The following is a 12,716-nucleotide window of genomic DNA, read 5'->3' on the forward strand; positions in this document are numbered from 1 at the left end:
GCACCCTGCTGGACCGAAGGGCGAGTTTCACGTGAAACCGATCGATCCGCGTCTGCTGCGTTACGCCCGGGCCACCCGGTTCTTCCTGGTCGCCGTGGTGGTCCTGGGCGGCCTCGGGGCCGGCCTCGTCGTCGCCCAGGCCATGCTCGTCGCCGAGACGGTCGTCGGTGCCTTCCAGCACCGGATGACGGCCGGCGAGCTGCGCACTCCCCTGGTGTTGCTGGTGCTGGTCGCGTGCGGCCGGGCGGTGGTGTCCTGGCTCACCGAACTCGCCGCGCACCGGGCGAGCGCCGCGGTGAAGTCCGAACTGCGCGGACGGCTGCTGGACCGGGCGACGGCGCTGGGCCCCGGATGGCTCGGCGGGCAGCACACCGGTTCCCTGGTCACGCTGGCCACGCGAGGAGTCGACGCCCTCGACGGCTACTTCTCGCGCTATCTGCCGCAGCTGGGGCTCGCGGTGGTCGTCCCGGTGGCGGTGCTGGCGCGGATCGTCACCGAGGACTGGGTCGCGGCGGCCCTCATCGCCGGGACCCTGCCGCTGATCCCGGTTTTCATGGTGCTGATCGGCTGGGCCACGCAGTCCCGCATGGACCGGCAGTGGCGGCTGCTGTCCCGGCTCTCCGGACACTTCCTGGACGTGGTCGCGGGCCTGCCGACCCTGAAGGTGTTCGGCCGGGCCAAGGCACAGGCGGAGTCGATCCGCCGCATCACCGGCGCCTACCGGCAGGCGACCCTGCGCACCCTGCGGATCGCCTTCCTCTCCTCCTTCGCGCTGGAACTGCTCGCCACCCTGTCGGTGGCCCTGGTGGCCGTGACCATCGGCATGCGCCTGGTCGGCGGGGACATGGACCTGTACACCGGCCTGGTCGTGCTGGTGCTCGCGCCCGAGGCCTATCTGCCGCTGCGGCAGGTGGGCACCCAGTACCACGCGGCGGCCGAGGGACTGGCGGCCGCCGAGGAGATCTTCGCCGTGCTGGAGACTCCGCTGCCCGCGCCCGGCACGGGCCGCGTCCCCAGCGGGGCCATCGCCGTCGAGAGTCTCGGTGTGCGCTACCCGGGGCGGTCCGAGGACGCCGTCTCGGGTGTCTCGTTCACCGTGGAACCGGGAGAGACGGTCGCGCTCGTCGGACCGAGCGGGGCCGGCAAGTCGACCCTGCTGCACGTCCTGCTCGGATTCGTCCGGCCCACCGAGGGACGGGTACGCATCGGCGGCGCCGATCTCACCGGCCTCGACGTCGAGCAGTGGCACTCGCGCATCGCCTGGGTCCCGCAGCGGCCGCACCTGTACGCCGGGACCGTCGCGGAGAACGTACGGCTCGCCCGGCCCGACGCGGACGACGCCGCCGTCCGCGCCGCCCTGGCCGACGCGGGCGCCCTGGACTTCGTGGACGCGCTGCCGGACGGGACGGACACGGTGCTCGGCGAGGACGGCGCCGGACTGTCCGCAGGGCAGCGGCAGCGGCTGGCGCTGGCCCGCGCCTTCCTCGCCGACCGGCCGGTGGTGCTGCTGGACGAGCCGACCGCCGCCCTGGACGGGGAGACCGAGGCGCAGATCGTGCAGGCCGTACGGCGGCTGGCCGTCGGCAGGACGGTCCTGCTCGTCGTGCACCGGCCCGCCCTGCTGCAGATCGCCGACCGGGTGGTCCGCCTCGACGCCCCGGCCGGCGGGCACCTGCTCCGCCGCACCCCGCTCGCGCCGGGCGACGGCCGGGCACCACGTGCCGCAACCGTCGGTGCGCCCCCGACCGGCACAAAGGCCGGTCCCGCACCGGCCTCGGCCGGGCAGGACACGCTGGCCCGGGTCCGCGCGATGTCCACTCCCCGCCGGGGCCGTCTCGCCCTCGCCCTGCTGCTCGGCAGCCTCGCCCTGGCGAGCGCCGTCGGACTCATGGCCACCTCCGGATGGCTCATCTCCCGGGCCTCGCAGCAGCCGCCGGTGCTCTATCTCATGGTGGCCGTCACGGCGACGCGGGCCTTCGGCATCGGACGTGCCGTGTTCCGGTACGCCGAACGGCTGGTCTCGCACGACGCGGTGCTGCGGATGCTGGCCGACACCAGGGTCGCGGTCTACCGGCGGCTGGAACGGCTGGCCCCCGCCGGTCTGCGCCCGCTGCGCCGCGGCGATCTGCTCACCCGGCTCGTCGCCGATGTGGACGCGCTCCAGGACTACTGGCTGCGCTGGCTGCTGCCGGCCGGAGCGGCCCTGACCGTCTCCGCGCTCTCCGTCGCCTTCACCACCTGGCTGCTGCCCGAGGCCGGGGCGGTCCTCGCCGCCGGGCTGCTCCTGGCCGGGGCCGGTGTCCCCGTGCTCACCGGCGCGGTGGCGCGGCACGCCGAGCGGCAGCTCGCGCCGGCCCGCGGCACGCTCGCCACCCGGGTCACCGACCTGCTCACCGGGACGGCGGAGGCGATCGTGGCCGGCGCGCTGCCGGCCCGTGCCGCCGAGGCCCGCCGGGCCGACGGCGTGCTGACCCGGATCGCCTCACGCGCGGCCACCGCCACCGCACTGGGCGACGGGCTCACCGCCCTGGTCTCCGGGCTGACCGTCGCCGCGGCGGCCCTCGTCGGCGCCCGGGCGGTGGCCGACGGGCGGCTGAACGGTGTCGCGATGGCGGTCGTGGTCCTCACTCCGCTGGCCGCCTTCGAAGCGGTCCTCGGCATGCCCCTGGCGATGCGGTACCGGCAGCGGGTGCGCCGGAGCGCCGAGCGGGTCCACGAGGTCCTGGACGCGCCCGACCCCGTCCGGGAGCCCGAGCGGCCCCGGCCGGCGCCGGTGTCGCCGTTCCCGCTGACGCTCACGTCCCTGACCGCCCGGCACGCCGGGCAGGACCGGGACGCGCTCGCGGACGTGCACCTGACCCTGGAGCAGGGCCGCAGGGTGGCCGTGGTGGGGCCGTCCGGTTCCGGCAAGACGACGCTCGCCCACGTGCTGCTGCGCTTCCTCGACCCGCGGGCGGGCGGCTACACGCTCGGCGGGGTGGACGCCCGCACCCTGGACGGCGACGACGTCCGCCGGCTGGTCGGGCTGTGCGCCCAGGACGCGCATCTCTTCGACAGCTCGGTGCGGGAGAACCTGCTGCTGGCCAAGAAGGACGCCACCGAGGCCGAGCTGCGCGACGCGCTGGCACGGGCCCGGCTGCTTCAGTGGGCCGACTCCCTGCCCGACGGACTGGACACCCTGGTCGGCGAGCACGGCGCCCGCCTGTCCGGCGGCCAGCGGCAGCGGCTGGCCCTGGCCCGAGCCCTGCTCGCGGACTTCCCGGTGCTGGTGCTCGACGAGCCCGCCGAGCATCTGGACCTGCCGACCGCCGACGCCCTGACCGCCGATCTGCTGGCCGCCACCGAGGGCCGTACGACCGTGCTCATCACGCACCGTCTGGCCGGTCTGGAGGCGGTGGACGAGGTGATCGTGCTCCAGGAGGGCCGGGTGGCGCAGCGGGGGCCCTATGCGGAGCTGGCCGCCGTGCCGGGGCCGCTGCGGCGGATGATCGAGCGGGAGGCCGAGGCGGAGCCGCTGGCGGCGGCCCGCTCGTGAAGGGGAAGCCCGGGCCGCCGGCTACCGCAGCCGGCTCAGGAACTGTTCGATGACGACGGCGACCCCGTCGTCGTTGTTGGCGAGGGTGCGGCCGGTGGCCGCGGCGACGGCGTCCGGGTGGGCGTTGCCCATGGCGTACGACCGGCCGGCCCAGGTGAGCATCTCCACGTCGTTCGGCATGTCACCGAAGGCGACGACCTCGTCGTGGGAGATGCCGCGCTCCGCGCAGCACAGGGCGAGCGTGCTGGCCTTGGACACGCCCGGCCCGCTGATCTCCAGCAGGGCGCTGGGGCTGGACCGGGTGACGGTGGCGCGATCCCCGACGGCGAGGCGGGCCAGGGTGAGGAAGGCGTCGGGGTCCAGCGTCGGGTGATACGCGAGGATCTTCAGCAGGGGCTGCTCGGCGGTGGGGCCGTCCGGCCGGAGCAGCTCCTCGGCGGGGACGGTCGTGTCCGGCAGCTCCCGGTGCAGGTTCGGGTAGTCCGGCTCCTGGTGAAACCCGAAGGTCTGCTCGAACGCGTACACCGTGCCGGGGGCCGCCTGGCGGAGCAGACGGACGGTGTCCAGCGCGTTCTCACGTGCCAGCTCCCGTACCTTCACGAACCGATGCGCCCCGGCACCGTCGTGGAGATCGACCACGGCGGCGCCGTTGCCGCAGATCGCGAGTCCATGGCCGTGCACATGATCGCTGACGACGTCCATCCAGCGGGCCGGCCGGCCGGTGACGAAGAACACCTCGATGCCCGCCTCCTCGGCGGCGGCGAGCGCGGCCACCGTGCGGGGCGAAACGGTCTTGTCGTCGCGCAGCAGGGTTCCGTCGAGGTCGGTGGCGATCAGCCGGGGTACGGCGGGTATGCCGCCCTCCTCGGGCGAGGCCGAGCGCGGGGTGGCGGCCGGGGACTCGGGTCGGCGTGTCGCTGAGGTCACCGCGACATTGTCGCGCATATGCCGGCACGGCCGTGCGTGGATGCGCGCATCTGAGCCGTTGCCTCGGTCACGCCGGCACCGCGCGGACCGCGCGAGGCTCCCGTGGCCGGAGCTCCGGACGTCACGCCAGTTGCGCCGGGGCCTCCAGGGCGATCTGCTCGAAGATCTTCTGGTCCGCGGCGAAGTCCGAGTCCGGGATCGGCCAGTGCACCACGATTTCGGTGAAGCCCAGCTCCTGGTGGCGGCCCGCGAAGTCGACGAACGCGTCCAGCGACTCAAGGGGGCGCCCGCGGTCCGGGGTGAAGCCGGTGAGCAGGATCTTGTCGAGCTCGCGCACGTCCCGGCCGGTCGCGGCGCAGGCTTCGGTGAGCTTCTCGACCTGCCCGCGCAGGGCCTGGACGGACTGCTCCGGCGTACCGGTCTCGTACAGCTTCGGGTCACCCGTGGTCACCCAGGCCTGCCCGTGGCGTGCGGCGAGCCGCAGCCCGCGCGGTCCGGTCGCGGCCACCGCGAACGGAAGCCGCGGCCGCTGCACACAGCCGGGGATGTTGCGTGCCTCGTGCGCCGAGTAGAAGGTGCCCTCGTAGGTGACCCCCTCCGGGCCGTCCTCGGTCAGCAGCCGGTCGAGCAGAAAGACGAACTCGGCGAAGTGCTCGGCGCGCTCCCGTGGCGTCCACGGAGTCTGTCCCAGCACGGTGGCGTCGAAGCCGGTGCCGCCCGCGCCGATGCCGAGGGTGATACGGCCGCCGGAGATGTCGTCCAGGGAGATCAGCTCCTTGGCAAGGGTGACCGGGTGCCGGAAGTTGGGCGAGGTCACCAGCGTGCCCAGCCGGATCCGTTCGGTCACCGCGGCGGCGGCCGTCAGGGTGGGCACGGCACCGAACCACGGGCCGTCCCGGAAACTGCGCCAGGAGAGATGATCGTAGGTGTAGGCGGTGTGGAAGCCCAGCTCCTCGGCGCGCATCCAGGCGAGACGGCTGCCCTCGTGCCAGCGGCGGTAGGGGAGGATCACGGTGCTCAGGCGCAGAGTCATGGAACGTGAGCCTACGGCGGCTTCGCGTTTCACGTGAAACGCCCATCGCAGGCGGCAGCAAGCCGCACGGCCTCACCTCCGGCCCCTGTCCGGCCGGGAATCGCCGCCCGTCGTCGGCGGTCCGAGACGAACATCACGCGGATTTCTCCGGCGCGCAGGTTTGATCCACAGCAGAACGTGTTATCCACAGCGGACCGGCGGCCTCTCTGTGGACAACTGGCCGCTGTGCACAGAGAGTTCGGCTGCGCGGGCTCTCACGCCGCCGAGGCCGCTCATGTGCCGCGCCGCCGCGCCGGCCGGGATGCGGCACCGTCATCGGACGCGGGTCGGGCCCTGTGCCGTCATCCGGCGCCGCACCTCGCCGCGGACCTCCGCGCGGCAGGAGCGCAGCCGGACCGCCCGTGCCCGCGCGTCCCCTAGGGTCCCCGTAATACTCGAGACGGACACGGAAACAGCTCTGCGGTCTGACGACCGGCGTGGTCCGCGTCACTACCGTCGACGTGTGACTGTCATCGCGACCGAAAGCCTGAGCAAGCGGTACCCCCGGGTGACCGCGCTCGACCGGCTGTCCGTGGACATCGGACCCGGTGTGACCGGACTCGTGGGCGCCAACGGCGCCGGCAAGTCCACCCTCATCAAGATCCTGCTGGGCCTGTCCCCCGCCACGGAGGGCCGCGCCGAGGTGCTCGGACACGACGTCGCCACCGAGGGCGCCGCGGTCCGCGAGCGCGTCGGCTACATGCCGGAGCACGACTGCCTGCCGCCGGACGTCTCGGCCACCGAGTTCGTCGTCCACATGGCCCGCATGTCCGGGCTGCCGCCCGCCGCGGCACGCGAGCGCACCGCGGACACCCTGCGCCACGTCGGCCTGTACGAGGAGCGCTACCGCCCCATCGGCGGCTACTCCACCGGCATGAAACAGCGCGTCAAACTCGCCCAGGCCCTGGTGCACGACCCGCAGCTGGTCTTCCTCGACGAGCCGACCAACGGCCTCGACCCGGTCGGCCGGGACGAGATGCTCGGCCTGATCCGCCGCGTGCACCGCGACTTCGGCATCTCCGTGCTGGTCACCTCGCATCTGCTCGGCGAGCTGGAGCGCACCTGCGACCACGTGGTCGTCATCGACGGCGGCAGGCTGCTGCGGTCCAGCTCGACCACCGACTTCACCCGGACCACGACCACCCTCGCGATCGAAGTCACCGACAGCGACGAACACCCCGACGGAACCCGTGCGGTGCGCGAGGCGCTCCGGGCGCGCGGGGTGCCCACCGAGGACGGCACCGGCCTGCCGGGCGCCGGCCATGTCCTGCTCCTGACCGCCGAGGGCGAGGAGACCTACGACCTGGTGCGCGACGTGATCGCGGACCTCGGGCTCGGCCTGGTGCGCATGGAGCAGCGCCGCCACCGCATCTCTGAGGTCTTCCGCGACGGCGACCAGACCCACGGCGAACACGGCGGCGAGCTCGACGGACAGCACAAGGAGGCGGTCGGCCATGGCGGTTGAGCAGCCCCCGGCGGGTGAGCAGACCCGCATCCACAACATCGGCTACCGGTCCTACGACGGCCCCCGGCTGGGCCGCGCCTACGCCCGCCGCTCGCTGTACTCGCAGTCCCTGCGCGGCGCCTGGGGGCTGGGACGCTCGGCGAAGTCCAAGGTGCTGCCGATGCTGCTGTTGGTGGTGATGTGCGTGCCCGCGGCCATCATGGTCGCCGTCACGGTCGCCACCAAGGCCAAGGACCTGCCCGTCGACTACACGCGCTACGCGATCATCATGCAGGCCGTCATCAGCCTGTACATCGCCTCGCAGGCACCGCAGGCCGTCTCGCGGGACCTGCGGTTCAAGACGGTGCCGCTGTACTTCTCCCGTCCCATCGAGACCGCCGACTACGTCCGGGCCAAGTACGCGGCCCTCTCCTCGGCCCTGTTCATCCTGACCGCCGCACCGCTGCTCGTGCTCTACATCGGCGCGCTGCTGGCCAAGCTGGACTTCGCCGACCAGACCAAGGGATTCGCCGAAGGACTCGTCTCCGTGGCTCTGCTCTCACTTCTCTTCGCCGGTATCGGACTGGTCATCGCCGCCGTCACCCCGCGCCGCGGCTTCGGCATCGCCGCCGTGATCGCCGTGCTCGTCATCTCCTACGGCGCGGTCTCCACCCTGCAGGCCATCGCGGACGCCCAGGGCACCACGGGGGCCATCCCCTGGATCGGCCTGTTCTCCCCGATCACTCTGATCGACGGCGTGCAGAGCGCCTTCCTCGGCGCGACCTCCGCGGCGCCCGGAGGGATCGCTCCCGGGACGGCGGCGGGCATCGTCCACGTCCTGGTCGTCGTCGGTCTCGTCGCCGCGGCCTACGGGCTGCTGCTGCGCCGCTACCGCAAGGTGGGACTGTGACCCCGCCCGCTGTGTCGCCCACCACCACCCGTCGAAGGAATGGGCCGCGCCCATGAGCACTCTCACCCTCGACCACGTCTCCCGCTGGTTCGGCAACGTGGTCGCCGTCAACGACATCACCATGACCATCGGACCCGGCGTCACCGGCCTGCTCGGGCCCAACGGCGCCGGAAAGTCCACGCTGATCAACATGATGGGCGGCTTCCTCGCCCCCTCCACGGGCACCGTCACGCTCGACGGGCAGCCGGTGTGGCGCAACGAGCAGATCTACCGTCACATCGGCGTCGTGCCCGAACGGGAGGCGATGTACGACTTCCTCACCGGTCGTGAATTCGTCCTCGCCAACGCCGAACTGCACGGCCTGGGTGCCAAGGAGGCCCAGCGGGCGCTGGCCACGGTGGAGATGGAGCACGCCCAGGACCGGAAGATCTCCACCTACTCCAAGGGCATGCGCCAGCGCGTGAAGATGGCGAGCGCCCTGGTGCACGACCCGTCCCTGCTGCTGCTGGACGAGCCGTTCAACGGCATGGACCCGCGCCAGCGCATGCAGTTGATGGACCTGCTGCGCCGCATGGGCGACGAGGGCCGCACGGTGCTGTTCTCCTCCCACATCCTGGAGGAGGTCGAACAGCTCGCCTGGCACATCGAGGTCGTCGTCGCCGGACGGCACGCGGCCAGCGGCGACTTCCGCAAGATCCGCCGCCTGATGACCGACCGCCCGCACCGCTACCTGGTCCGCTCCAGCGACGACCGAGCGCTGGCGGCCGCCCTGATCGCCGACCCGTCGACGTCCGGCATCGAGGTCGACCACGCCGAGGGCGCGCTGCGCATCCAGGCCGTCGACTTCGGCCGCTTCACGACCCTGCTGCCGAAGGTGGCCCGGGAGCTGGGCATCCGGCTGCACACGGTCTCGCCGTCCGACGAGTCCCTCGAGTCCGTCTTCTCCTATCTGGTCGCGGCGTAGGAGGCCGATCATGTACGACCCCACAGTCGCGCGGCTCACCTACCGGGCCCTGCTCGGCCGCCGCCGTGCCCTGATCCTCGGCGCGCTGCCGCTGCTGCTGATCGTCATCGCGGTGGCCGTCCGCGCCCTGTCCGGCGCCGACGACCAGACGGCGGTGAACGTCCTGGGCGGGTTCGCGCTCGCCACCATGGTGCCGATCATCGGGGTGATCGCCGGGACCGGCGCCATCGGGCCCGAGATCGACGACGGCTCGGTGGTGTACCTGCTGTCCAAGCCGCTGAAGCGGCCGGTGATCGTCTTCACCAAGCTGATCGTGGCGATCGCCGTCACCATGGTGTTCTCCGCGGTGCCCACGCTGGTGGCCGGGCTGATCCTCAACGGCAACGGACAGCGGATCGCCGTGGCCTACACCGTGGCGGCGCTGGTCGCCTCCATCGCCTACGCCGCGCTGTTCCTGCTGCTGGGCACGGTCTCCCGGCACGCGGTGGTCTTCGGACTGGTCTACGCGCTGGTCTGGGAGGCGCTGTTCGGTTCCCTGGTGTCCGGGGCGCGCACGCTGAGCGTCCAGCAGTGGTCCCTGGCCGTGGCGCACCGGGTGGCCGGCGGCGACCTGGTCACCTCCGACGTCGGGCTGCCGACGGCGACGGTGCTGCTGGTGCTGGTGACGGTGCTCGCCACCTGGTACGCCGGGCGGAAGCTGCGGGGCCTCACGCTCGCCGGCGAGGAGTGAGGCCCGGGCCTCTGACACGGCCTTCACTTTCCTGGGCGCACACTGGCAGAGGCGGACGAGCAACACCGCGAGGAGGGCGGCATGGCAGACGAGACGTCGTCCGGTGACGGCCCGGACAGCGCCGGGGACGGCGGGGAGGACATCGTGTTCGACGAGGACTTCGTCCGGGCCGCCGAGGTGACCGAGCCCTCCGCGCGGGCCCGGATGCTCGCCGCCCGCTGGCGCCGCGAGGCCCCCGAGCCCCAGCCCTGGCGTTCCGACGAGCCGCCCGCCGGGTGGTTCTTCAGCAAGGCCCGGCGCCGCAGGTGGCGTCGCCGCTGACCGGACCGGTGCCCTTCGCGGTGGTCCGCGGTGATGACGGCCGGTACGCGCAGATGCGGTGATGACAGCCGGTACGCGCAGATGCGGTGATGACGGCCGGTACACGCAGATGCGGTGATGACGGCCGGTACGCGCAGATGCGGTGATGACAGCCGGTACGCGGAAAATGGGTGGCGCCGGTCCGGCCCGACCGGCACAGTGGTGATGTCCGCAGCGCCGGCCGTCACCGGCGCCACGGTCCGGGAGAGGAGCGGCGGCGATGCCCGCGCACGGCAGTACGCCGCGCTCCCGACAGGGCAGCCCGCAGCGGGTTCCGGAGCCACGACCGCTCCGTCGAGCCCGCCGCCACGGGGAGCTGCCCGGGGCGGCCGCTTCGAGCACGCGACCCACCGTCGCGTGGGCCGCCCACCCGGAGGATTGGCCGAGTGGTAAGGCACCGGCTTGCTGAGCCGTGGTCGGGGCTGTCCCCGCGCACGTTCGATCCGTGCATCCTCCGCGCAGACGGCGCCCCGAGCAGAACGTGAAGTTCCGCTCGCGGCGCCGGTCGTCGTTGCGGGTCCGGGCGGCCGGCGGGCCGCCGGTCCCCCTGCCGTCAGCAGAGCAGCCGTTCCAGCACGACCGCGATGCCGTCCTCGTCGTTGGAGGACGTCACCTCGTCCGCGACCGCCTTCAGCTCCTCGTGGGCGTTGGCCATGGCCACGCCGTGCGCGGCCCAGGAGAACATCGGTATGTCGTTGGGCATGTCGCCGAAGGCCATGGTGCCGGCCGCCTTCACCCCGAGCCGGCGGGCCGCCAGGGACAGGCCGGTGGCCTTGGACAGGCCGAGCGGCAGCAGTTCGACGACGCCCTGGCCGGCCATGGTGACGGACACGAAGCCGCCTGCCACCTGCTCGGCCACCTCGGCGAGTTCGTCGTCGGAGAGGGTCGGATGCTGGATGTAGATCTTGTTCAGCGGCGCGGCCCACAGGTCGGAGGCGTCGGTGAACGGGGTGGCCGGGAGCGCGCCGGCCAGGGCGTACCCGGGGCCCACGAGCACGTCGCCGTCCAGGCCGTCCCGGCTCGCGGCCAGAAACAGCGGCCCGGTCTCCGCCTCGATCTTTGCCAGGGCCAGGCCGGCCAGGCGCCGGTCCAGGGTGACGGAGGTCAGCAGCCGGTGCGCCGCGGCGTCATAGACCTGGGCGCCCTGGCCGCAGACCGCGAGGCCCTGGTAGCCGAGGTCGTCCAGGACGTGCCGGGTCCAGGGCACCGCCCGGCCGGTGACCACGATGTGCGCGGCACCCGCCGCGCTCACCGCGGCGAGCGCGTCACGGGTGCGTGCGGAGACCGAGTCGTCGGAGCGCAGCAGCGTTCCGTCGAGGTCGGTGGCGATCAGCTGGTACGGGAAGCCGCCGGAGCGTTCTCCGGCGGCCGTTTCGGCGGTGGTGGTCACGAAGCGACGGGCTCCAGGACCTCCCGGCCGCCGAGGTAGGGACGCAGGACCTCGGGCACCCGGACGGAACCGTCGGCCTGCTGGTGGTTCTCCAGGATCGCGACGATGGTGCGCGGGACGGCGCACAGGGTGCCGTTGAGCGTGGCCAGCGGACGGACCCGCTTGCCCTCGCGGACGCGGATCTGCAGCCGGCGCGACTGGAACTCGGTGCAGTCCGAGGTGGAGGTCAGCTCGCGGTACCGGCCCTGGGTCGGGATCCACGCCTCGCAGTCGAACTTCCGCGCGGCCGAGGCGCCGAGGTCGCCCGAGGCCACGTCGATGACGCGGAACGGCAGCTCCAGCGAGGTCAGCCACTGCTTCTCCCACTCCAGCAGCCGGCGGTGCTCCTCCTGCGACTCCTCGGGGGTGACGAAGGAGAACATCTCCACCTTGTCGAACTGGTGGACGCGGAAGATGCCGCGGGTGTCCTTGCCGTGGGAGCCGGCCTCGCGGCGGAAGCACGGCGAGAAGCCCGCGTAGCGCAGCGGCAGCCGGTCGGCGTCGATGATCTCGTCCATGTGGTACGCCGCGAGCGGCACCTCGGAGGTGCCGACCAGGTACAGGTCGTCCTTGTCGAGGTGGTAGACGTCCTGGGCGGCCTGGCCGAGGAAGCCGGTGCCGGCCATCGACTGCGGGCGGACCAGCGCCGGGGTCAGCATGGGGGTGAAGCCGGCCGCCGTGGCCTGCGCCAGCGCGGCGTTCACCAGTGCCAGCTCCAGCAGGGCACCGATGCCGGTGAGGAAGTAGAAGCGCGAGCCGGAGACCTTCGCGCCGCGCTCGACGTCGATGGCGCCGAGGATCCGGCCCAGCTCCACGTGGTCCTTGGGCTCGAAGCCCTCGGCGGCGAAGTCGCGGATGGTGCCGTGGGTCTCCAGCGTGACGAAGTCCTCCTCGCCGCCGACGGGCACGTCGGGGTGGACGAGGTTGCCGAGCTGGAGCAGCAGCTCCTGCGTCTCGGCGTCGGCGGCATCACGGTCGGCCTCGGCCGCCTTGACATCGGCCTTGAGCTGCTCGGCCCGCTTGAGCAGGTCGGCCTTCTCCTCGGGCGAAGCCTTGGGGATGCGCTTGCCGAGCTGCTTCTGCTCGGCGCGCAGCTCGTCGAAGCGGACGCCGGACGACCTGCGCCGCTCGTCGGCAGACAGGAGGGCGTCGACAAGCACGACGTCCTCTCCACGGGCACGCTGCGAGGCGCGCACACGGTCGGGGTCCTCACGGAGCAGGCGAAGGTCAATCACGCGTCCAGGCTACCGGTGCGGCGTTCTCGCTCACGACCTGGTTACCGGAACCGTGCACGACGTACCGTCATGGATGAATCGCGGTGCGTATCGCGGCCGGGGTGCCGTAA

At 72.7% G+C, this 12,716-nt stretch carries 10 protein-coding genes and 1 tRNA gene; 7 read left to right on the top strand and 4 right to left on the bottom strand.

Features of this window, described 5'->3' with window-relative positions:
* Positions 1-31: 31 nt before the first annotated feature.
* Positions 32-3,535, top strand: a complete 3,504-nt coding sequence (gene cydD / locus IE286_RS08735; RefSeq protein WP_189796045.1) for a thiol reductant ABC exporter subunit CydD — start codon at positions 32-34, stop codon at positions 3,533-3,535.
* Positions 3,536-3,556: 21 nt separating this feature from the next.
* Here the strand turns inward: cydD and IE286_RS08740 are convergent, their stop codons facing one another.
* Positions 3,557-4,462: a Cof-type HAD-IIB family hydrolase gene (locus IE286_RS08740; RefSeq protein ID WP_229862115.1), complete on the bottom strand. Its 906-nt coding sequence runs from the start codon at positions 4,460-4,462 to the stop codon at positions 3,557-3,559.
* Positions 4,463-4,583: 121 nt separating this feature from the next.
* A complete protein-coding gene (locus tag IE286_RS08745; protein ID WP_189796047.1) occupies positions 4,584-5,495 on the bottom strand; it encodes an LLM class flavin-dependent oxidoreductase in 912 nt (303 codons plus the stop codon).
* A 502-nt stretch (positions 5,496-5,997) separates the two neighbouring features.
* Between IE286_RS08745 and IE286_RS08750 the strand changes: the two genes are divergently transcribed.
* From IE286_RS08750 to IE286_RS08775, 6 genes are all read left to right on the top strand, one after another.
* On the top strand, positions 5,998-6,999 hold the full coding sequence (locus tag IE286_RS08750; RefSeq protein WP_189796048.1) for an ABC transporter ATP-binding protein: 1,002 nt from the start codon (positions 5,998-6,000) through the stop codon (positions 6,997-6,999).
* Positions 6,989-7,888: an ABC transporter permease gene (locus tag IE286_RS08755; protein WP_189796049.1), complete on the top strand. Its 900-nt coding sequence runs from the start codon at positions 6,989-6,991 to the stop codon at positions 7,886-7,888. Before IE286_RS08750 ends, IE286_RS08755 begins: the two co-directional genes overlap by 11 nt.
* Before the next feature lie 52 nt (positions 7,889-7,940).
* Positions 7,941-8,852: an ABC transporter ATP-binding protein gene (locus IE286_RS08760; protein ID WP_189796050.1), complete on the top strand. Its 912-nt coding sequence runs from the start codon at positions 7,941-7,943 to the stop codon at positions 8,850-8,852.
* A gap of 10 nt (positions 8,853-8,862) precedes the next feature.
* On the top strand, positions 8,863-9,582 hold the full coding sequence (locus IE286_RS08765) for an ABC transporter permease subunit (protein WP_189796051.1): 720 nt from the start codon (positions 8,863-8,865) through the stop codon (positions 9,580-9,582).
* Positions 9,583-9,663: 81 nt separating this feature from the next.
* Complete coding sequence (locus IE286_RS08770; RefSeq protein WP_189796052.1) at positions 9,664-9,903, top strand: SGM_3592 family protein; 240 nt, start codon at positions 9,664-9,666, stop codon at positions 9,901-9,903.
* 411 nt (positions 9,904-10,314) lie between these two features.
* A tRNA-Ser gene (locus IE286_RS08775) sits at positions 10,315-10,399 on the top strand.
* Positions 10,400-10,495: 96 nt separating this feature from the next.
* Here the strand turns inward: IE286_RS08775 and IE286_RS08780 are convergent.
* Together IE286_RS08780 and serS are read right to left on the bottom strand one after the other, a co-directional pair.
* Entirely contained in the window at positions 10,496-11,332 is an 837-nt protein-coding gene (locus IE286_RS08780) for an HAD family hydrolase (protein WP_189796053.1), read from the bottom strand.
* Complete coding sequence (gene serS, locus IE286_RS08785) at positions 11,329-12,606, bottom strand: serine--tRNA ligase (RefSeq protein WP_189796054.1); 1,278 nt, start codon at positions 12,604-12,606, stop codon at positions 11,329-11,331. The genes IE286_RS08780 and serS overlap by 4 nt, the downstream gene beginning before the upstream one ends.
* Between the last annotated feature and the right edge of the window lie 110 nt (positions 12,607-12,716).

This window comes from Streptomyces thermodiastaticus (assembly GCF_014656135.1).
Taxonomy (GTDB): Bacteria; Actinomycetota; Actinomycetes; order Streptomycetales; family Streptomycetaceae; genus Streptomyces; species Streptomyces thermodiastaticus.

Excerpts from the sequence above, each read along its gene's own strand:
- IE286_RS08745 (WP_189796047.1), bottom strand. The coding sequence starts at position 5,495 with ATGACTCTGCGCCTGAGCACCGTGATCCTCCCCTACCGCCGCTGGCAC.
- IE286_RS08770 (WP_189796052.1), top strand. The coding sequence starts at position 9,664 with ATGGCAGACGAGACGTCGTCCGGTGACGGCCCGGACAGCGCCGGGGAC.
- IE286_RS08760 (WP_189796050.1), top strand. The coding sequence starts at position 7,941 with ATGAGCACTCTCACCCTCGACCACGTCTCCCGCTGGTTCGGCAACGTG.
- IE286_RS08765 (WP_189796051.1), top strand. The coding sequence starts at position 8,863 with ATGTACGACCCCACAGTCGCGCGGCTCACCTACCGGGCCCTGCTCGGC.
- IE286_RS08755 (WP_189796049.1), top strand. The coding sequence starts at position 6,989 with ATGGCGGTTGAGCAGCCCCCGGCGGGTGAGCAGACCCGCATCCACAAC.